The sequence below is a fragment of the Tessaracoccus pujii genome (genome assembly GCF_054483895.1).
Window position 1 is genome coordinate 1,624,458 of record NZ_CM137012.1, and the last position, 19,335, is coordinate 1,643,792.

The following is a 19,335-nucleotide window of genomic DNA, read 5'->3' on the forward strand; positions in this document are numbered from 1 at the left end:
GGGAAAGAACCGAGCCCCCATGCGGAATCGAACCGCAGACCTTCTCCTTACCATGGAGACGCTCTACCTACTGAGCTATAGGGGCCAGCCGACGACCAACCATACACGCCGTCCGCCAGCGGCCACAAATCGCCGTGGGTCAGGCCTTCAACGCCGCGACCGCCACCTCGAGGGCGCCCTGGAACAAGGTCTCCCGCTCGTCCGCGGAGAGGTCCGAGGAGCCGTCCTTCAGGTGATCCGAGACGGTCAGCACGGCCAGCGCCTCGGCGTTGTTGGCCAACGCGCAGGCGTACAGGCCGGCGGCCTCCATCTCGACTCCCAGCGTGCCCAACCTGTCGAGGCCGGGGATCACGTCCGTGCGGGAGGAGTAGAAGAGGTCACTGGTGAACACGGCGCCCACGTGGACCGGCCGACCCTGGCCGCGTGCGAACTCGACGGCGCCGCGCAGCATGTCGTAGGACGCGGCCAGCGACAGGGACACCCCCGGGATGTCGATCGTCGACACCGCCGAGTTGGTGTGCGCCGAGGACGCGACGATCACGTCCTTCACCGCGACCTTCGACGAGATGCCGCCGCAGGTTCCGACGCGGCAGATCCGCTTCACGCCGAACTGCGAGAAGAGTTCGGTGGCGTAGATCGACAGTGACGGAACGCCCATGCCGGAGGCCATCGCCGTCATCGGCACCCCGTCGACGGTGCCCGTCCAGGCCGCGATGCCGCGGACGTCCGAGACGAGTCGGACGTCGCGCATGCGGGTGTTCGCGATGCGCTCGGCCCGCCGGGGGTCTCCGGGCATGATCACGAGTGGTGCGATGTCGCCGGGCTCGCAGGCGATGTGTGGGGTGGCCATCGTCGGCCCCTCTCTGGCGGTGGGTGAAGCAGAACTAGGCCCCGAACCAATCCGATTCGAGGCCTAGTGGCAGGTGTTGGATTTGAACCAACGTAGGCTACGCCGACGGTTTTACAGACCGCTCCCTTTGGCCACTCGGGCAACCTGCCATGCCGGGAATCCCGGCGACGCACGAGCATATCAGCGCCCGCGCCACATCGCCAACGCACCCTCCCACCCGCGCGGCTGGCAGAATGGTCGGACACCTACAGAGCCCCGCAGGAGGCACACCCATGGCCGCAGACAGCTCGTTCGACGTCGTGAGCAAGGTCGACCGTCAGGAGGTCGACAACGCCCTCAACCAGGCCGCCAAGGAGGTCAGCCAGCGCTTCGACTTCAAGAACACCGACGCCAGAATCGTCTGGTCGGGCGAGAACATCGAGATGGAGGCCGTGTCCGAGGAGCGGGTCAAGGCCGTCCTGGACGTGTTCCAGTCCAAGCTCGCGCGCCGGGGCGTGAGCCTCAAGGCGCTCGACGCCGGGGAGCCCCGCGCGTCCGGCAAGCTGTGGAAGATCACCGCCACCACCAAGCAGGGCATCCAGCAGGAGGACGCGAAGAAGATCTCGAAGCTGCTGCGCGACCAGGGCCCCAAGGGCGTCAAGTGCCAGATTCAGGGCGACGAACTGCGCATCACCTCAAAGAGCCGCGACGACCTCCAGACCGTGCAGACGCTCATCAAGGAGCAGGACTACGACTTCGCGGTCCAGTACGTCAACTACCGCTGACTCTCCCCCATGCGCATCGGCACCCATAACGTCAACGGCATCCGCGCCGCCCTCAGGCGAGGGTTCCGCCCCTACTGGGACCGTACCGCCGCGGACGTGATCGCCCTGCAGGAGGTCCGGTGCCGCGTCGACGACCTGCCGCTCGAGGCCTTCCACGGCTACCACGTCACCCTCGACACCGGACTCACGGCAGGGCGCAACGGCGTCGCGGTACTGACCCGGGTGAGGCCGGCACGCGTCCGGGCGCTCGACGGCACGGCGTGCCAGTTCGGACCTGACCTCCAGCCCGAGTACGTGCCGGCCGAACGCATCGTCAACCGCGACCTCGCCCGCTTCGCCACCGAGGGCCGCTACCTCGAGGTCGACCTGGCCGACGCACCACTGCGCGTCGCGTCGGTCTACCTCCCAAAGGGCGCCGCGTGGCCCCACGAGGAGGGTGGCGAGGTGAAGTACCAGCGCAAGATGCGCTTCATGCGCGGGTTCGCCCGGCTCCTGACGTCGTCGCGGCGGGAGGCGGCGGCCGAGGGGCGCGAGTTCCTCGTCATGGGGGACTTCAACATCGCCCACACCCGCCAGGACCTGCGCAACTGGCGCACCAACCAGCGGTCCGAGGGGTTCCTGCCGGAGGAGCGCGAGTGGTTCAGCTCCATCCTCAGCCCCCGGAGCCTCGTCGACGTGGTGCGTCACGTGCACCCGCAGGCGGAGGGTCCGTACAGCTGGTGGTCCTGGCGTGGCCAGGCCTGGGCCAACGACGCCGGCTGGCGCATCGACTACCACCTGGCCTCGGCCGCGCTGGCCAGGAGCGCCACGGCCGCCTGGGTGGGCCGCGAGCCCAGCTACGACGAGCGCGTCAGCGACCACTCCCCCGTCGTCGTGGACTACGCGCCCCCGACGACGCCTCTCACGCCCTGACCGGCTGCGGCTCCTCCATCGGTTGGCTCAGCTCATGGGTGTGCATCATCCAGTAGGCCGCCGCGAACAGGACCAGCACCAGGATCCACGGGCCGTTGCGCAGCCCGAACGTCATGGCCGCGAATCCCAGCAGGACGACCGTGATGACGATCGCTGCCCGCAACAGCCTGGACGACGGGTGCGCCATGGGCAGCAGCACCGCCCCCCACAGCAGGTACCACGAGTGCAGCGCCGGCGCGCAGAGGGCGAACCAGAGGAACGAGTACGCGAGGAAGTGCAGCGGCCGGCGCCCCAGGTGCCGGTACGCGAACACGGCGATGCCCGCCACCGACACCACGGCGCCGACGGCGCGCACGACGGTGACCACAGCCCGCCCGCTCGGGTCCAGACCCAGAAGCGTGGCGGGGTATTGGAGGGCGTGCCCCAGCAGCGTGAAGGGCGAGACGGTCTCGGCCATCCCGGGGACGTTCATGGCGTTGATCCATCCGAATCCCATGCCTGAGCCCACCGAGATGAGGGCGAACACCCCCACGGCCAGCGCAAGCGACGCGAGTGCCTTCCCGGCCGCCCAGGCGACGTCGCGGGGATGCCACGACGTCCACGGCGTGACCAGGAAGGGCAACGCCACCGCCGCGAGGAAGGCGGGCTGCTTGATGGCGGCGGCCACCCCGATGACGAGCGCCGCCGCCCACCACCGTCGCCAGCGCATCGCCAGCCAGATGCCCAGCACCATCAGGCCCACCATGAGCGCGTCGTTGTGGGCGCCACCCACGAAGTCGATGATCAGGATGGGGTTGAGGACGGCGAACCAACTGGCGGCGGCGTGGTCCACCCCGACCCGGTGGGCGATCCGGGGCACCAGCGCGCCGATCAGGACCACGCCCACGAGCGCCGGCACCCGCATGAGAACGGCGGACACGAACGGGTCGAGGCCCGCCACCAGGACGATCCCGTGGCTCATCCACAGCGACAGCGGCCCGTAGGGCGCCGTCGTCTCCCGCCACACCCACGCCACCTGGTCCGCGTAGTACCCGGGGAGAATCCCGGGTCCCACCTGGTACGGGCTGAGGTTGTTGTGGATCAGCCACCCGTGCGCGGCGTAGGAGTACGCGTCGTGGGAGAAGATCGGCGGCCCGGCCGCCAACGGCAGGGCCATGATGGTGAGCACCGCCCAGTGCCTGAGCTGCGGCTGCCCCATCGCCCGGCGCCGGGCCGGTCGCAGCCGGAACCAGGCCTCCAGCAGCAGCGCCAGACCCACCAGTGTGGTGACGGTGCCGACGACCTTCGTGGTGGCTCCCTCGATTCCCAGGCCGCGCAGCACGTCCCACATGGGCGAGGCCTGCGGGAGATAGGCCGGGCTCAGCGAGCCGAGGAGGATGCCGAAGGTGCCGATGAAGCCGAACCAGACGGCGCGCGTGGACGCCGCCTGTCTGAGATCACGGGCCGCCTGCGCGAGAGGGCTACTCACCGCCCTCCCGTCGGGGGGCCAACTGATCGCGGCGGTGCACCAGGTCCACCAACCGGTCCGCGGAGGGCACGTGACCGCCTCCCCACTCCAGGGCGTCGGTGGGGCACTGCTCGATACACACCCCGCAGTACATGCACAGCGCCCAGTCGATGGCGAAGGTGTCGAGCACGTTGTGCGTGCGGGGACGAGCCCCGGGCGCTGGGACGCTCTGCTCGAGGTGGGACGTCAGCGTGATGCACCACGTGGGGCACTCGCGCGCGCAGATCATGCAGGACGTACAGCGCTCCTCGATCAGCGCGATGGAGCCGTGGGCCACGCTCACGTGACCCTCCTGACCCGGCTCCCGGTCGCCGACAGCGCGATGTCGGCCGGTGTCGCGGCCGGATCCGCCACGACCGCGGGGTCCGGGACCCCGGGTGGGACCAGCTTCCGCCGGCCAGGCGACTGCTCGGACTCGCCGGGCTCCAGCGCCCCCGGCCAGTGGCGGGTCTGCCGGGGCTCCAGCAGGGCGTCCTTGCGCAGCGGGGCACCTCCGGCGTGGTGGATGAGCGGACGGTTGTCCGCGCCGTCGAACTGCACGCCGAAGAAGTCGTGCACCTGGCGCTGCAGCCACGCGGCACCGGGGTACAGGTCCGCGACATCCGGCAGGTGGGCATCGTCGCGCGGAGTGAGGACGCCCAGGTGGGTGCGGGCGCCGTCGTCTGGGTTCTCCAGCCACAGCAGCACGCGGATGTGGTCCGAGAGGCCCACGTCGTCGACGGCGGTGAGGTTGGCCAGGAACGTGAACCCCTCGGCGCGCGCGGCGGCGACCCTGCCGCGCCACGCCCCCGCGTCCACCATCTCCACGTTCGGGTGGGCGGCCAGGCGCTCAGAGGTCGAGGCGCGCACGGCGGACCCCCTCGAGGAAGTGGTCGAGCGCCTCCGGCGGCGGCGGGCAGCCCGCGATGAAATGGTCCACGGCCACCACCGACCCGGCCCCCGCGAGCACGGAGTAGGAGTCCCAGTACGGGCCTCCGGCACTGGCGCACGCCCCGAACGCCACCACCGTCCGATCGACCCGCAGCCGATCCAGGGCGTCCTGCACGGCGGGCACGAGCGGCGCCGTGAGGGTGCCCGACAGCGTCACGACCAGGGCGGCGCCCGGCGGAATCGACGACGGATCGACGGCGGGACGCTCCCCCGCTGCGGCCTGCGTCTCCAGCGCGCAGCAGGCCAACGGCACGTCGACGACGAACACCGTCGCGTCGTCGAACCAGTCGCGGGCAGCCAGCATGAGGGGCAGTCTACTTCTGCCCGTTCACCCTCAGCGCAACCAACGAGGCCGGGGGTTGGGGGCGAGAACCGTACACTGGGCCAGACGACTGACCCCGAGATTCCCTGAGGTAGATAGCACGTGGCTGACCAGCTCCCCCTCGACCGAGTAGTCATCCGCTTCGCCGGCGATTCCGGCGACGGCATGCAGCTCACCGGCGACCGGTTCACGGCAGAGACGGCGAGCTTCGGCAACGACATTGCCACGCTGCCCAACTTCCCCGCCGAGATCCGCGCGCCCCAGGGCACGCTTCCCGGCGTCTCCAGCTTCCAGCTGCACTTCGCCAACTTCGACATCGTCACCCCCGGTGACGTGCCGGACGTGCTCGTGGCGATGAACCCCGCAGCGCTGAAGGCCAACCTGCGTGACCTGCCCCGCGGCGGAGTGATCATCGTCGACACCGCGGACTTCACCAAGCGCAACCTCGCCAAGATCGGATGGGCGAGCAACCCGCTCGAGGACGGCACGCTCGCCAACTACTCGGTACACGCCCTGGACCTCACGGGCCTGGCCACCGGCGCCGTCGCCGAGTTCGACCTCTCCCGCAAGGACTCGTCGCGCACCAAGAACATGTTCGCCCTCGGGATGCTGAGCTGGCTGTACTCGCGCCCCACGGAGGGCACGGTGAAGTTCCTCACGCAGAAGTTCGCGAAGGTGCCGCTCATCCGCGACGCGAACATCGCGGCTTTCAACGCCGGCTACGCCTTCGGCGAGACGACGGAGGCGTTCGAGGTGCGCTACCACGTGGCGCCCGCCCCCATGCCACAGGGCCGCTACCGCCAGATCTCGGGCAACATCGCCACCGCCTACGGCCTCATCACCGGCGCCCACAAGGCAGGGATGCAGCTGTTCCTCGGCTCGTATCCCATCACCCCCGCCTCGGACATCCTGCACGAGTTGTCGCGGCGCAAGGACCTCGGCGTGATGACCTTCCAGGCCGAGGACGAGATCGCCGGCGTGGGGGCTGCCATCGGCGCCTCGTTCGCCGGCGCGCTGGGCGTCACCACGACGTCGGGCCCAGGCATGGCACTCAAGGGTGAGGCCATCGGCCTGGCGGTGATGACCGAGCTGCCCTTGGTGATCGTGAACGTGCAGCGCTCCGGGCCCTCCACCGGCATGCCCACCAAGACGGAGCAGGCGGACCTCATGCAGGCGCTCCACGGGCGTAACGGCGAGGCCCCCGTGCCGGTGCTGGCCGCCAAGTCGTCGACGGACTGCTTCGAGACCGCCATCGAGGCGGTGCGCATCGCGGTGAAGTACCGCACGCCCGTCATCATGCTCTCCGACGGCTACCTCGCCAACGGCGCCGAGCCGTGGAAGATCCCCGACCTGGACGCCATCGCCCCCATCGAGCCCGGGTTCGCCGTCGGCCCCAACGCCACCGACGAGAAGGGCAAGGACGTCTTCCTCCCCTACGACCGGGACCCGGACACCCTCGCCCGCGCCTGGGCCGTCCCCGGCACCCCCGGCCTCGAGCACCGCATCGGCGGCATCGAGAAGGCTGCCCGCACCGGCAACGTGTCCTACGACCCGGACAACCACGAGCTCATGACCCGCACCCGGCAGGCCAAGATCGACGGGATCGTCGCCGACATCCCAGACGTCGTCGTCGACGACCCCAGCGGACAGGCGCGCGTCCTCGTGCTCGGCTGGGGCTCCACCTACGGGCCGATCACCGCCGCCGCCCGCCGCGTCCGCCTCAGCGGACGCCACGTGGCGCTCGCCCACCTGCGGCACCTCAACCCCATGCCCGCCAACCTCGGCGACGTGCTGCGCGCCTACGACAAGGTGGTGGTGCCGGAGATGAACCTCGGCCAGCTCGCCTCCGTCCTGCAGGCCCGCTATCTCGTCGAGATCTCCAGCTACTCGCGCGTCCGCGGCCTCCCGATCTCGCTCAGCGAGCTCGAGGTGGACCTCATCGCCGAGATCGACGCACTTCAGGAGGAGAACTGATGACCACCGGCCTCGTCGGAGTTCCGCTGAGCCTTCAGCCACTGGGCAAGAAGGACTACACCAGCGACCAGGAGGTGCGCTGGTGCCCCGGGTGCGGCGACTACGCCGTCCTGTCCACCTTCCAGTCGATGATGGCCACGTTCGGCATCAAGCGGGAGAACACCGTCATCGTCTCGGGCATCGGCTGCTCGTCGCGGTTCCCGTACTACGTGGACACCTACGGGATGCACTCGATCCACGGGCGCGCGCCGGCCATCGCCACCGGTGTCGCGGTGACCCGGCCGGATCTGAACGTCTGGGTGGTCACCGGCGACGGCGACGCGCTGTCCATCGGAGGCAACCACCTCGTGCACGCCCTGCGCCGCAACGTGAACATCACCATCATGCTGTTCAACAACCGCATCTACGGGCTGACCAAGGGCCAGTACTCCCCCACCTCCGAGCTGGGCAAGGTCACGAAGTCCACCCCGTACGGTTCGCTGGACACGCCCTTCAACCCGGTGTCGCTGGCGCTGGGCGCCGAGGCCTCGTTCGTGGCCCGCACCATCGACTCGGACCGCGCGCACCTGACCGAGGTGCTGACTGCCGCCACGCAGCACCGCGGCGCCTCACTGGTGGAGATCTACCAGAACTGCCCCATCTTCAACGACGACGCCTTCGCCACGCTCAAGGGCCCCGAGGGCGCGCTGATCTCGCTCAAGCACGGGCAGCCCATCGTGTTCGCCGGCGGCGAGCAGTGCGTGATCCGGGACGCCGACGGGGACCTCAAGATCGTCGACACCGCCACCGCGGATCAATCCCGCATCGTCATCCACGACGAGACGCGGGCGGACCCGTCGCAGGCGTTCGCATTGTCGCGGCTCACGGAGACCGGCGTCCTCCGGCAGGCGCCCATCGGCATCTTCCGCCGCGTACCCCGCCCCAGCTACGACGACCTGCTGCGCGACCAGATCGCGGCAGTCCGGGCCGAAGACACGGGCGCCGCGCTGGCCGCTGTGATCGCGGGCCCGGACACGTGGGAGGCCGACGAGCGCTGATCCCCGACGGTCGCCGCGGTTCAGGGCTTCGCCCGCTCGCTAGGCTGGCGGGCATGACTTCTGCCATCACCTTCGAGCACTTCGACCCGGCCGTCCGGCCCCGCGACGACCTCTTCCGTCACGTCAACGGGACCTGGCTGCGCAGCGCGACCATCGCGCCGGACCGGTCGTCGGCGGGAGGTTTCGTCGATCTCGTGGAGCAGGCAGAGAAGGACGTGCTGGCGCTCGTCACCGAGCTGCCGGCAGGAGATGTCGCCACCGACGAGGGCAAGGTCGCGGCCCTGTACGCGTCCTTCATGGACACGGAGCGCGCCGAGGCCCTGGGCGCCACGCCCCTGCAGCCCGTGTTCGCCGCGATCGACGCCATCGGCTCGACGAGCGACCTGGCGGGCCACCTCGGCTGGTCGCTGCGCCACGGCCTCAGCCCTCTGGTCCACCTCTACGAAGAGTCCGACCCCGGCGAGCCCACCCGCTACGCCGTCTTCTCCTCCCAGGGTGGGCTCGGCCTGCCCGACGAGGCGTACTACCGCGAGGAGGGGCACGCCGAGATCCGCGAGCTGTACCTCGCCCACGTGACCCGGGTCCTCGCACTTGCCGGGTTCGCCGACGCCGCGGACCAGGCCCGGGCGGTCATGGACCTGGAGACCGCCATCGCGGCCCACCACTGGGACCGCGTCCGCCTCCGCGACCTCCGCGCCATGTACAACCCCACCTCCTACGACGACGTCGTGGCGGCCTCACCCGGCTTCGACTGGGACGCATTCCTCGCCGGGGCAGGCATCCCCCGGGAGAAGCTGACCGAGGTGATCGTCTCGCAGCCGTCGTTCCTCGAGGGCACCGCCCCCCTGCTGGACTCGACGCCGCTGGACGCGTGGCGCAGCTGGGCACGCTGGAAGGCGATCGCCGCACTGTCGCCGTACCTGTCGTCGGAGTTCGTCGAGGCCCGGTTCGACTTCTACGAACGCACCCTCAACGGCAACGAGGAGCAGCGGCCGCGCTGGAAGCGTGGCATCGCGTTCGTCGAGGGCGTGCTCGGCGAGGCGGTGGGTCGGGCCTACGTGGCGCGTCACTTCCTGCCAGAGGCCAAGCAGGCGATGGACGTGCTCGTCGCCAACCTGCTGGCGGCATACCGCGAGTCCATCGAGCGGCTCACCTGGATGACGGAGGAGACCCGCGCCGAGGCGCTCCGCAAGCTCGGCCAGTTCACCCCGAAGGTGGGGTACCCGTCGAAGTGGCGCGACTACTCCGCCCTCGAGGTGTCTCCGGACTCCCTGGTGCCCAACGTGCTGGCGGCCAACTCGTTCGAGTTGGACTACATGCTCGGCCGGATCGGCGCACCCGTGGATCGCGACGAGTGGCAGATGTTCCCGCAGACCGTCAACGCCTACTACCACCCGCTGCGCAACGAGATCGTGTTCCCGGCCGCCATCCTGCAGCCGCCGTTCTTCAACGCCGACGCCGACGACGCGGTCAACTACGGCGCCATCGGCGCGGTGATCGGGCATGAGATCGGCCACGGTTTCGACGACAAGGGTTCCACGTGCGACGGTGACGGCCGGCTGCGCGACTGGTGGCAGCCTGCGGACCGCGACTCGTTCGAAGCGCTCGCCGACCGGCTCACCGGGCAGTTCGACGGCCTGGTGCCGGAGGGCGTCGACAGCGGCTCGGTCAACGGGAAGCTCACCGTCGGTGAGAACATCGGCGACCTGGGTGGGCTCGGTATCGCCTACCGCGCGTGGCTGCTGGCCGGCGGGGACCCTGACGGGGAGCCGATCGACGGGCTCACCCCCGCACAGCGTTTCTTCGTGGGCTGGGCCCAGGCGTGGCGCGGCAAGCGCCGCCCCGAGGCGATGAAGGTACTCCTCGCCACCGACCCCCACTCCCCCGGCGAGTTCCGCTGCAACCAGATCGTGCGCAACCTGGACCCCTTCTACGAGGCGTTCGGTGTCACCCCTGAGGACGCCCTCTGGCTTCCCGAGGAGGACCGCGTCACCATCTGGTGACGCCGGCCGGGCCCCCGCCGTGGTTCCTCAGGGCAACCGGAGGGGAGTCAGGCGGTGCGGTCCACCAGGTCCGTGCAGACCTTGAGCAGCGCATCCTTGGCGACGCCGTCGGGCAACGGTGCCAGGTGGTTGCGGGCGAGGTCCGCGCGACGCTCCACCTCAGCCTTCGCCCGATGCATCACGGGGTGACTGCGAAGAGCGGCCAGCACCCGGGCGAGGGCTGCGTCTCCGCTCAGGTCTCCGTCGATCAGGGCCAACAACTCGGCGTCCGCCGGATCCTTCGACGCGCGGAGCATGAGCACCGGCAGCGTCGGCACGCCCTCCCGCAGGTCTGTCCCGGGAGTCTTGCCCGTCTTGGTGGAGGTGATGTCGATGAGATCGTCCGAGAGCTGGAACACCAGGCCGACCTCCTCACCGAAGGCCGCGAGCGCCTCCAGCACGGTCCGGTCCGCGCCCGCCACCATGCCGCCGAACAGCGCGGATGCCGCGATGAGGGACCCGGTCTTGTCCGCGATCACCTGGATGTAGTGCTCCAACGGGTCCTGTCCGTCCGCCGGGCCCTTCGTCTCGGCGATCTGTCCCTGCGCGAGGCGGGCAAAAGTCTCCGCCTGCAGCATCACGTACTCGACACCCAGCTCGGCGACGGTCGTCGACGCGCGCGCGAACAGGAAATCGCCCACGAGGATGGCCACCGAGTTGCCCCAGAGCCGGTTCGCCGACGGCGCCCCGCGGCGAAGGTCCGCAACGTCCATGACGTCGTCGTGGTACAGGCTGGCGACGTGCGTCAGTTCCATCACCATGGCCGCGCGCATGAGGTCCGCCTCGTCGACGTCCCCTCCGAACTCCGCGGCGAGAAACACCAGCAGCGGGCGGAACCTCTTGCCACCGGCGGCGATGATGTGCCGTGCCACCTCGGTCACGAACGGAGAACCGGCGACGGCCGACTCGACCAGCCGCTCCTCGAAAGAATCGAGAAGGGCATTCAGGTGCTCATCGAGCGGCGCGTCCGCCACGGGGTCTCCTAGTCAGGGTCAGCGAATGAACTGGGCCGCGTCCGCGATCAGCGCCAGCACGCCGCCGGGGATCAGGCCGAGCACAAGGGTAACCACTCCGGCGACGACAAGCACAGACCAGGTCCACAGCGAGGGTGTCTCCACGGTCCCGATCTCGTATTCGTTGGCGTCCTGGAACCACATGGCCACGACGACCTTGAGGTAGAAGAACGCGGCGATCACGCTCATCACCACCGCCACGAGGACCAACCAGCCGTAGCCGCCGGCCCAGGCGGAAGCGAACACCGCCAGCTTGCCGACGAAGCCCGACGTCAGCGGGATGCCGGCGAAGCTGAGCAGGAAGAGGGTCATGAGCGCTGCGATCACCGGGTTGCGGCGACCGAGGCCCTTCCACGCGTCGAGGCTGTTGGCCTCACCGCCGGAACGACGCACCATCGTGATGATGGCGAAGGCCCCGAGCGTGGCCACACCGTAGGTCAGCAGGTAGAAACCGATGGCTCCCACGCTGGAGATGCTCACGTCGTCGCCGGCCTGCACCGCACCCACGACACCGACCAGGATGAATCCGGCGTGCGCGATGGACGAGTACGCGAGCAGCCGCTTGATGTCGTTCTGGGCAAGGGCCACCGTCGCTCCGAGGAGCATGGTCACCACCGCCACCACCGCGAACATGAGCTGCCAGTCCCACCGCAGACCGCCGAGGGCGACGTAGAAGACCCGCAGCAGGGCCGCGACCGCGGCCGTCTTGGTGGCCACCGCCATGAATCCGGTCACCGGCGACGGGGCACCCATGTACACGTCCGGGGTCCAGGCGTGGAAGGGCACAGCGCCGATCTTGAACAGCAGGCCGACGGAGGTCAGCAGCATGCCCGTGAGCAGCAGAGGCGTGCTCCCCGAGCCCGCCGTGATCGCTGCGTCGATGGCCACCAGCTGGAACGCGCCCGAGTAGCCGTAGAGCATGGCCACGCCGTAGAGCATGATGGCCGAGGCGAGCGATCCGAGCAGGAAGTACTTCAAGGCGGCTTCCTGGCTGAGCAGGCGGCGACGACGCGCCATTCCGGTCAGCAGGTACAGCGGCAGCGAGAAGATCTCCACCGCGACGAACAGCGTCAGGAGGTCGTTGGCCGAGGCGAAGATCATCATGCCGAACAGCGAGAAGAGCAGCAGCGGGAAGACCTCGGTGTGCTCACGGCGGAGGCGATCAGCCTCACGCTCGAGCGGCGACCCGGGAACGGTGGCCGCGGAGGACGCGAAGGCGGACTGGCCGCTGCCCAGACCCCGCTCGGCGAACAGCGCCACACCCCCGAGCCCGAAGACCAGCAGGAGGCTCCAGAAGAAGAACGACGGGCCGTCGATGGCGAGGACGCCCATGGCTGCGATCTGCGGGGTGGCCTGGATCCAGTTGAGGATGGTCAGGCCGAGGGCCGCGACCACGCCGAGCGCAGCCAGCGAGGACTGCACGACGTAGCGCAGCTCCCGCGGCACGGCCGCCTCGATCAGCACGCCGAGGCAGGCGACGGCCAGGATCACCAGGAGCGGCGACAGCAGCATCCACTCCAGAGTGGGAGCAGCGATCTCCAACACGTTGATCATCGGTTGCCTTCCTTGACCTGCGGGGCGGGATCCTCGACTCCGACGACGGCCATCGTCTGGGCCGCCGTCTCGTCAGCCATCACCAGCACGGGCCTGGGCACGAAGCCGAAGACGATGAGGAGGATGAGGAGCGGGGCCACGACGGCCTTCTCACGGGCGCTGAGGTCGTGGGTGACCTGGGTGGAGACCTGCTCCGTGACGGGGCCGGTCATGGTGGTCTTGTACATGCGCAGCACGTACACCGCCGCCATCACCATGCCCAGGGTGATGACCGCCGTGTGGATCGGGTACCGCTGCCAGGCGCCGGCCATCACGAGGAACTCCGAGACGAAGCTGCCCATGCCGGGGAGCGCGAGCGCGGACAGGCCCGACATCAGCAGCACGCCGGCCAGGACCGGGGCCACCTTCTGCACGCCGCCGAAGGCGTCGATGTGCGCGGAACCGCGACGACGAATCAGGAACCCGACGACGAGGAACAGTGCCGCCGTCGACAGGCCGTGGTTGAACATGTAGAAGATCGAGCCGCTGATGGACTGGGAAGTGAGGGCGAAGATGCCGAACACCATGAACCCGAAGTGGCTGATCGAGGTGTAGGACACCAGGCGCAGCAGATCCGTGGCCCCGAAGGCCATGAAGGCCCCGTAGAGGACGGAGACGAGCGCCCAGATCAGGATCACCGGGGTGGCCCACTGGGTGGCCTCGGGGAACGCGGTGAGACAGATCTTCAGCATGCCGAAGGTGCCGATCTTGTCCAGGATGCCCACCAGAAGGGTGGAGGTGCCGGGGGTGGACTGCTCCGCAGCATCCGGCAGCCACGTGTGCAGCCCGGCGAGCGGTGCCTTCACCGCGAACGCGAAGAAGAAGCCGGCGAAGAGCCAGCGGCCCAACTCCGTGCTCATCTCGAGGCCGATGAGGTCCCCGATCAGGAAGCTGGGGCTGCCGGCCGCCGCGGTCACGGCGTAGACGCCCGCCACCGCCACCAGCATCACCAGGCCTCCGGCCAGGGAGTAGAGCAGGAACTTCATGGCGGCCGCGGACCGCTTGGGGCCGCCGAACCCGCCGATGAGGAAATAGGTGGGGATGAGGGTGGCTTCGAAGGCGACGTAGAACACCAGGATGTCGGAGGCCATGAAGACGAACAGCGCGAAGGACTGCAGCAGGAGCGCCAACGCGAAGAAGGTGGTGGTGTCCCAGCGGGCATCCGGCGCCTCGCCGACGCGCCACTCGGCGAGTAGCACGACCGGCACCAGGATGACGGTCATGAGGACGAGGACGGCCCCCATCCCGTCGAGGTCGAGCGCGTAGTGCGCGCCGATCTGCGGGATCCAGGCGACCTCTTCGGCCAGCGGCACGCCCCGGGCCTGCAGCACGACCGCGAGGACGCCGAGGATGGCGGTGGTGAGGGCGACGCCGTAGCCGATCAGCCTGCCGGCCGGGCCCTTCACGACGAACAGCACCAGCGCGCCGGCGAGCGGCACGAGGGCAAGGATGGTCAGTAGTGGCAATGGCATGTTCTTCGAATTCTCCTTAGCCCAGCTGACCGATGATCACGACGGCGGCGAGCGCGAGCACACCGACACCGAGGATGAGGCCGTAGCTGCGCACGTAGCCGTTCTGGCCCTTGCGCAACCAGGCCCCCAGGCCGCTCGCGAGGCTCGCGCTGCCCATGGCGACACCGTCGACGGCGCCGCGGTCGAACCAGGTGAGGCCGGAGGCCAGGCCCTTGGCGGGGCGGACGACGGCGTACTCGTTGAACGCGTCGCCGTACAGGTCACTGCGACCGGCGAGCACGAGCGGGTTGGCGGTGGCGGGGGCGTCGACGGGAATGTCGCGGCGGTGCAGCCACCAGCCGATCAGCACGCCGACGGCGACCACCGCCAATGTGGCCACGCCGACGGTGGTGAAGGTGAGCAGCCCGGTGGTGTGCTCCTCCTGGCCCGTCGAGGACGCGAGCCATCCCTGGATCCATCCGTTGAGGAACAGTCCCGCGACGAGCGACAGGGCGCCCAGCACCATGAGCGGCACGGTCATGACCAGGGGGGACTCGTGCGGGTGCACGTCCTTCTCCCACCGCTTCACACCGAAGAAGGTCATCATCATGAGACGTGTCATGTAGTAGGCCGTGACTCCGGCGCCGATGAGCGCCAGCACCCCGATGACGGTGTTCTCGTGGAACGCCGCCTCGATGATGTGGTCCTTCGAGTAGAAGCCCGCGGTGAACGGGAAGCCGATGATGGCGAGGTATCCCATCGCGAAGGTGATGAACGTGATCCGCATGCTCGACGACAGCGCGCCGTAGTGGCGCATGTTCACGTCGTCGTTCATCCCGTGCATGACGGAACCGGCGCCGAGGAACATGTTGGCCTTGAAGAAGCCGTGCGTGAGCAGGTGGAAGATCGCGAACGACGCCCCTGCCGGGCCCAGCCCGGCCGCCAGCATCATGTAGCCGATCTGCGACATGGTCGAGCCCGCCAGGACCTTCTTGATGTCGTCCTTCGACGAGCCGATCCATGCGCCCACCAGCAGCGTCACGGTGCCGACGATGGCCACGGCCGTCGTGGCGACCTCGGTCTGCTCGTAGATGGCGTTGGACCGCACCACCAGGTACACGCCGGCGGTGACCATGGTGGCCGCGTGGATGAGGGCCGACACCGGGGTGGGGCCCTCCATGGCGTCCAGCAGCCAGGACTGCAGCGGGACCTGCGCGGACTTGCCGCAGGCACCCAGCAGGAGCAGCAGGCCGATCAGCGTGGCCCACGCGGGGCTGAGCGACTCCGCGCCCGCGTTGACGTCGGCGAACTTCACGCTGCCGAACATGGCCAGCATGGTGAAGATCGCCATGCTGAGACCGAGGTCGCCCACTCGGTTGACGATGAACGCCTTGTTGCCGGCGGCCGCCGCGGACGGCTTGTGCGCCCAGAAGGAGATGAGCAGGAACGAGGCCAGGCCGACGCCCTCCCACCCGAGGAAGAGCACCAGGTAGTTGTTGGCCAGGACCAGCGTGAGCATGGCCGCGATGAAGAGGTTCAGGTAGGCGAAGAACCGTCGACGGCGGTCGTCGTGGGCCATGTACCCGATCGAGTACACGTGGATCAGCGATCCGACGCCGGTGATGAGGAGCACGAAGAGGATCGACAGGGGATCCACCAGGAGGCCGAACTCGATTGACCAGGAGCCGGTGGAGATCCACTCGTAGACGCTCACGTCGATCTGCCGCGCGTCCTCGGCGGCGCCGAGGAGCTGGACGAAGAGGACGAGGCCCAGGACGAAGGAGGCGATGGGGGCGAGGGTGGCCAGGAGATGGCCCCACCCGTCGGCCAGCCGGCCGGCCAGCAGCAGGAACGCAGCGCTGGCCAGCGGGATCGCGATCAGCAGCCACGCCATGGCGCCGGAGCCGGACAGGGCGGACACGGATTCGAGGAGTTGCACGCTTCTAAACCCCTTAGAACTTCATCAGGTTGGCGTCGTCGACGGAAGCCGATCGGCGGGCACGGTAGACGGCGACGATGATCGCCAGCCCCACCACGACCTCCGCGGCCGCCACCACCATGACGAAGAACGCCGCGATGAGGCCGTCCAGGTTGCCGTGGTAGTTGGCGAAGGCGACGAAGGCCAGGTTGGTGGCATTGAGCATGAGCTCGATGCTCATGAAGGCGATGATCGCGTTGCGGCGAAGCAGGAATCCTGCGATTCCGATCGCGAAGAGGATCGCCGAGAGAACGAGATAGCCCTCCGGGTTCATTCGTCGTCTCCTTCGGTCTCGTCGGTCCGGCCGGCGATGGCGGCGTAAGCCGAGGTGGTGGGCGAGCGCAGTTCGTTGACGTCGACGATGACGCCGCGCATGGACAACGTGTTCGACACCGACTTCTCAGCGATGGAACCGTCGGGCAGCAGCGCCGGCGTGGAGATCGCGTTGTGCCGGGCGAACACGCCGGAGCTGGGCAGCGCACCCGGGTGCACCCCCTCCTCCGAGTAGGCGCGGACCCGCTCCTGCAGGGACTCGACCTGCGAGGCCTTGCGCTTGAGCTGCTCGCCGTGGGCCAGGATCATGGCGCCGACTGCGGCGGTGATCAGGAGTGCGGCGGTGGCCTCGAAGATGAAGACGTACTTGGAGAACAGGAGTGCGGCCAGCGACTGGATGTTTCCTCCGTACTCCGCGTTCGCCGCGGTCAGGCCGGCGGGGGCGCCGTTGACGGCGAACTGCCCGACGCCCAGCACGAGGAGCGCGCCGAGCCCCACCGCGACGAGCACCGACGAGGCGCGGTGGCCCTTGATGGTCTCCACCACGGAGTCCGTCGAGTCCACGCCGACCAGCATGACGACGAACAGGAAGAGCATGAGGATTGCGCCCGTGTAGACGATGATCTGGATCACGAACAGGAACGGCGCGTCGTTGGCGGCGTACAACACCGCGAGGCTGACCATGACGCCGGCCATCCAGATGGCGGAGTGGACCGGCTTCCGCGACAGCAGCAGCCCCAGCGCGCACACCACCGCGATGGGTGCGCAGACCCAGAAGGCCACCTCACTGGCGGTCACCAGCGGAATCAAGGGCATCATGTGGCGGCTCCTGAGATTGTGGCGGTGCGGGTGTCCGGCGTGCCGGTCTCCGGCAGCCCGAGGAAGTAGGTCTGCTCGTTGTCGCCCAGTCGACGGGGGTGCGGGGGCTGCTCCATGCCGCTGAGCAGCGGGGCCAGCAGGTCCTGCTTCTCGTAGATCAGCTTGGCGCGCGTGTCGTCCGAGATCTTGAACTCGTTGGTCATCGTCAGGGCGCGCGTGGGGCAGGCCTCGATGCACAGGCCGCAGAAGATGCAGCGCAGGTAGTTGATCTGGTAGACGCGGCCGTAGCGCTCACCGGGTGAGTAGCGGTCGTCGTCGGTGTTGTCGGCACCCTCGACGTAGATCGCGTCCGCCGGGCACGCCCAGGCGCACAACTCGCAACCGACGCACTTCTCCAGACCGTCGGGCCAGCGGTTGAGCTGGTGCCGGCCGTGGAAGCGGGGCATGGTGACCTTCTCCGCGCCCTTCTTGTGCGGGTAGGACTGCGTGAAGGTCTTGCGGAAGATCGTGTTGAACGTGACGCCGAAACCGGCCCACGGATCTAGCAGTCCCATCAGGACTCCTTCCCTTCGGTGGCGGCTGTCGACATGGACTCATCGTCTCCACGGCCCGACACCACGCCGGCGAACTCCGGCAGGATCTGCCCCGGCCGGGGAGGCGTCGGGTAGCCGCCGGCGAAGGGGTCGAAGACCTCGTCGGTGGTCACCACGCGTGGCTCCGGCTGGTCCGAGACACGGTCCTTCCCGCCGAGGATGAGGTACAGGACCACGATGAGAGCCAGCGAGAGGCCGATGGTGTAGCCGGGGGCCACTGCGATCATCAGGATCCACACCAGGGAGATCGGGATGAGGCCCTTCCAGCCGAGGTTCATGAACTGGTCGTAGCGGAATCGCGGCAGGGTGCCGCGGAGCCACACGAACACCGAGATCAGCAGCTGGACCTTCAGGACGAAGAACACCGGGCCGAGCCACGGGTTGTTCATGAAGGGGATCAGGTTGAGCGGCCACGGGGGCAGGTATCCGCCGAGGAACAGCGTGGTGCACACGGCCGAGACGGTGGCCATGTTGATGTACTCGGCGAGGAAGAACATGGCGTAGCGGAAGCCGGAGTACTCGGTGAGGTAACCAGAGACGAGTTCCGATTCACATTCGGGAAGATCGAACGGCGCACGGTTCGTCTCCCCCACCATCGAGATGCCGTAGATGACGAACGACGGGAAAAGCAGGATGGCGTACCACCCGGTGATGCCCGGATCGAAGGTCATGTCGGTGAACGGCACGCGGAAGAGAATGGTCTGCCGCTGCGCCTCGACGATCTGCGCGGTGGACATGGCGCCCGCCTGCAGGAACACCGCCACCATCGACAGGCCCATGGCGATCTCGTAGGAGATCATCTGGGCCGTGGACCGGATCGAGCCGAGGAAGGAGTACGTGGAGTTGCCCGCCCAGCCGGCGAGCACGATGCCGTAGATGCCGATGGAGGCCACGGCCAGGATGAAGAGCGTGGCCACCGGGAGGTCCGTGACCTGCAGCCGGGTGGTGACGCCGAACATCTCCACCTCACCGCCGAACGGGATCACCGTCCAGGTGGTGAACGCCGCGACACCGGTGAGGATGGGTGCCAGGTTGAACACCCACTTGTCCGCGTTCTTCGGCCGGAAGTCCTCCTTGACGAGGAGCTTGGCACCGTCGGCGAGGGCCTGTCCGAGCCCGAAGGGGCCGTTCATGATGGGGCCGAGGCGGTGCTGCATCTTGCCGACCAGGCGCCGCTCGTACCACACGTTGAAGATGGTCCAGACCAGGAGGATGACGAACATCGCCACCACCTTGATCAGGATCAGCCACCAGGGGTCCTGGAAGAAGATGTTCAT

18 protein-coding genes and 2 tRNA genes are annotated in these 19,335 nt (G+C 68.7%); 5 read left to right on the forward strand and 15 right to left on the reverse strand.

Annotation, left to right across the window (positions count from 1 at the left end; all coding sequences use genetic code 11):
• Positions 1–12: 12 nt before the first annotated feature.
• From ACX1D0_RS07950 to ACX1D0_RS07960, 3 genes are all read right to left on the reverse strand, one after another.
• Positions 13–85, reverse strand: a tRNA-Thr gene (locus tag ACX1D0_RS07950).
• A gap of 54 nt (positions 86–139) precedes the next feature.
• Positions 140–850 carry a purine-nucleoside phosphorylase gene (deoD, locus tag ACX1D0_RS07955; protein WP_459020325.1) on the reverse strand — a complete coding sequence of 237 codons (711 nt, stop codon included), beginning with the start codon at positions 848–850 and terminating at the stop codon, positions 140–142.
• A 67-nt stretch (positions 851–917) separates the two neighbouring features.
• Positions 918–999: transfer RNA gene (locus tag ACX1D0_RS07960), tRNA-Tyr, on the reverse strand.
• A 123-nt stretch (positions 1,000–1,122) separates the two neighbouring features.
• On the opposite strand from ACX1D0_RS07960, the gene ACX1D0_RS07965 reads away from it, so the two are divergent.
• Together ACX1D0_RS07965 and ACX1D0_RS07970 are read left to right on the forward strand one after the other, a co-directional pair.
• Positions 1,123–1,614 carry a YajQ family cyclic di-GMP-binding protein gene (locus ACX1D0_RS07965; protein ID WP_459020326.1) on the forward strand — a complete coding sequence of 164 codons (492 nt, stop codon included), beginning with the start codon at positions 1,123–1,125 and terminating at the stop codon, positions 1,612–1,614.
• 9 nt (positions 1,615–1,623) lie between these two features.
• Positions 1,624–2,526, forward strand: coding sequence for an exodeoxyribonuclease III (locus ACX1D0_RS07970; protein WP_459020327.1), 903 nt, complete (start codon positions 1,624–1,626; stop codon positions 2,524–2,526).
• Here the strand turns inward: ACX1D0_RS07970 and mptB are convergent.
• The 4 genes from mptB to ACX1D0_RS07990 are packed head-to-tail and all read right to left on the reverse strand — an operon-like array spanning position 2,516 to position 5,267.
• A complete protein-coding gene (mptB, locus tag ACX1D0_RS07975) occupies positions 2,516–3,994 on the reverse strand; it encodes a polyprenol phosphomannose-dependent alpha 1,6 mannosyltransferase MptB (RefSeq protein WP_459020328.1) in 1,479 nt (492 codons plus the stop codon). The genes ACX1D0_RS07970 and mptB overlap by 11 nt on opposite strands.
• Positions 3,987–4,310 (reverse strand): 4Fe-4S binding protein, encoded by a 324-nt coding sequence (locus tag ACX1D0_RS07980; RefSeq protein WP_459020419.1) that lies wholly within the window; start codon positions 4,308–4,310, stop codon positions 3,987–3,989. Before ACX1D0_RS07980 ends, mptB begins: the two co-directional genes overlap by 8 nt.
• A gap of 2 nt (positions 4,311–4,312) precedes the next feature.
• Positions 4,313–4,882, reverse strand: a complete 570-nt coding sequence (locus ACX1D0_RS07985; protein ID WP_459020329.1) for an NADH-quinone oxidoreductase subunit C — start codon at positions 4,880–4,882, stop codon at positions 4,313–4,315.
• Positions 4,863–5,267 (reverse strand): NADH-quinone oxidoreductase subunit B, encoded by a 405-nt coding sequence (locus tag ACX1D0_RS07990; RefSeq protein ID WP_459020330.1) that lies wholly within the window; start codon positions 5,265–5,267, stop codon positions 4,863–4,865. The genes ACX1D0_RS07985 and ACX1D0_RS07990 overlap by 20 nt, the downstream gene beginning before the upstream one ends.
• A 120-nt stretch (positions 5,268–5,387) precedes the next feature.
• Between ACX1D0_RS07990 and ACX1D0_RS07995 the strand changes: the two genes are divergently transcribed.
• Genes ACX1D0_RS07995 through ACX1D0_RS08005 form a run of 3 tightly spaced genes read left to right on the forward strand, consistent with a single transcriptional unit; the run spans position 5,388 to position 10,299 of the window.
• Positions 5,388–7,259, forward strand: a complete 1,872-nt coding sequence (locus ACX1D0_RS07995; protein WP_459020331.1) for a 2-oxoacid:acceptor oxidoreductase subunit alpha — start codon at positions 5,388–5,390, stop codon at positions 7,257–7,259.
• The gene (locus ACX1D0_RS08000; RefSeq protein WP_459020332.1) at positions 7,259–8,296 is read left to right on the forward strand and encodes a 2-oxoacid:ferredoxin oxidoreductase subunit beta; all 1,038 of its coding nucleotides are present in this window, start codon (positions 7,259–7,261) and stop codon (positions 8,294–8,296) included. The genes ACX1D0_RS07995 and ACX1D0_RS08000 overlap by 1 nt, the downstream gene beginning before the upstream one ends.
• Positions 8,297–8,349: 53 nt before the next feature.
• Positions 8,350–10,299: a M13 family metallopeptidase gene (locus tag ACX1D0_RS08005; RefSeq protein WP_459020333.1), complete on the forward strand. Its 1,950-nt coding sequence runs from the start codon at positions 8,350–8,352 to the stop codon at positions 10,297–10,299.
• 47 nt (positions 10,300–10,346) lie between these two features.
• On the opposite strand, the gene ACX1D0_RS08010 is transcribed toward ACX1D0_RS08005, so the two are convergent.
• The 8 genes from ACX1D0_RS08010 to nuoH are packed head-to-tail and all read right to left on the reverse strand — an operon-like array spanning position 10,347 to position 19,335.
• The gene (locus ACX1D0_RS08010; protein WP_459020334.1) at positions 10,347–11,312 is read right to left on the reverse strand and encodes a polyprenyl synthetase family protein; all 966 of its coding nucleotides are present in this window, start codon (positions 11,310–11,312) and stop codon (positions 10,347–10,349) included.
• 18 nt (positions 11,313–11,330) lie between these two features.
• Positions 11,331–12,905: an NADH-quinone oxidoreductase subunit NuoN gene (gene nuoN / locus ACX1D0_RS08015; protein ID WP_459020335.1), complete on the reverse strand. Its 1,575-nt coding sequence runs from the start codon at positions 12,903–12,905 to the stop codon at positions 11,331–11,333.
• Positions 12,902–14,416, reverse strand: a complete 1,515-nt coding sequence (locus tag ACX1D0_RS08020) for an NADH-quinone oxidoreductase subunit M (protein WP_459020336.1) — start codon at positions 14,414–14,416, stop codon at positions 12,902–12,904. The genes nuoN and ACX1D0_RS08020 overlap by 4 nt, the downstream gene beginning before the upstream one ends.
• Positions 14,417–14,432: 16 nt before the next feature.
• Positions 14,433–16,289: an NADH-quinone oxidoreductase subunit L gene (nuoL, locus tag ACX1D0_RS08025; RefSeq protein ID WP_459020420.1), complete on the reverse strand. Its 1,857-nt coding sequence runs from the start codon at positions 16,287–16,289 to the stop codon at positions 14,433–14,435.
• Between the two features lie 58 nt (positions 16,290–16,347).
• The gene (gene nuoK, locus ACX1D0_RS08030; protein WP_459020337.1) at positions 16,348–16,647 is read right to left on the reverse strand and encodes an NADH-quinone oxidoreductase subunit NuoK; all 300 of its coding nucleotides are present in this window, start codon (positions 16,645–16,647) and stop codon (positions 16,348–16,350) included.
• Complete coding sequence (locus ACX1D0_RS08035; protein ID WP_459020338.1) at positions 16,644–17,465, reverse strand: NADH-quinone oxidoreductase subunit J; 822 nt, start codon at positions 17,463–17,465, stop codon at positions 16,644–16,646. The genes nuoK and ACX1D0_RS08035 overlap by 4 nt, the downstream gene beginning before the upstream one ends.
• Complete coding sequence (gene nuoI / locus ACX1D0_RS08040) at positions 17,462–18,019, reverse strand: NADH-quinone oxidoreductase subunit NuoI (protein ID WP_459020339.1); 558 nt, start codon at positions 18,017–18,019, stop codon at positions 17,462–17,464. Before nuoI ends, ACX1D0_RS08035 begins: the two co-directional genes overlap by 4 nt.
• Positions 18,019–19,335: an NADH-quinone oxidoreductase subunit NuoH gene (nuoH, locus tag ACX1D0_RS08045; protein ID WP_459020340.1), complete on the reverse strand. Its 1,317-nt coding sequence runs from the start codon at positions 19,333–19,335 to the stop codon at positions 18,019–18,021. The genes nuoI and nuoH overlap by 1 nt, the downstream gene beginning before the upstream one ends.

Excerpts from the sequence above, each read along its gene's own strand:
- deoD (WP_459020325.1), bottom strand. The coding sequence starts at position 850 with ATGGCCACCCCACACATCGCCTGCGAGCCCGGCGACATCGCACCACTC.
- ACX1D0_RS07965 (WP_459020326.1), top strand. The coding sequence starts at position 1,123 with ATGGCCGCAGACAGCTCGTTCGACGTCGTGAGCAAGGTCGACCGTCAG.
- ACX1D0_RS07970 (WP_459020327.1), top strand. The coding sequence starts at position 1,624 with ATGCGCATCGGCACCCATAACGTCAACGGCATCCGCGCCGCCCTCAGG.
- ACX1D0_RS07990 (WP_459020330.1), bottom strand. The coding sequence starts at position 5,267 with ATGCTGGCTGCCCGCGACTGGTTCGACGACGCGACGGTGTTCGTCGTC.
- ACX1D0_RS08000 (WP_459020332.1), top strand. The coding sequence starts at position 7,259 with ATGACCACCGGCCTCGTCGGAGTTCCGCTGAGCCTTCAGCCACTGGGC.
- ACX1D0_RS08005 (WP_459020333.1), top strand. The coding sequence starts at position 8,350 with ATGACTTCTGCCATCACCTTCGAGCACTTCGACCCGGCCGTCCGGCCC.
- nuoN (WP_459020335.1), bottom strand. The coding sequence starts at position 12,905 with ATGATCAACGTGTTGGAGATCGCTGCTCCCACTCTGGAGTGGATGCTG.
- ACX1D0_RS08020 (WP_459020336.1), bottom strand. The coding sequence starts at position 14,416 with ATGCCATTGCCACTACTGACCATCCTTGCCCTCGTGCCGCTCGCCGGC.
- nuoL (WP_459020420.1), bottom strand. The coding sequence starts at position 16,289 with ATGGCGTGGCTGCTGATCGCGATCCCGCTGGCCAGCGCTGCGTTCCTG.
- nuoK (WP_459020337.1), bottom strand. The coding sequence starts at position 16,647 with ATGAACCCGGAGGGCTATCTCGTTCTCTCGGCGATCCTCTTCGCGATC.
- ACX1D0_RS08035 (WP_459020338.1), bottom strand. The coding sequence starts at position 17,465 with ATGATGCCCTTGATTCCGCTGGTGACCGCCAGTGAGGTGGCCTTCTGG.
- nuoI (WP_459020339.1), bottom strand. The coding sequence starts at position 18,019 with ATGGGACTGCTAGATCCGTGGGCCGGTTTCGGCGTCACGTTCAACACG.
- nuoH (WP_459020340.1), bottom strand. The coding sequence starts at position 19,335 with ATGAACATCTTCTTCCAGGACCCCTGGTGGCTGATCCTGATCAAGGTG.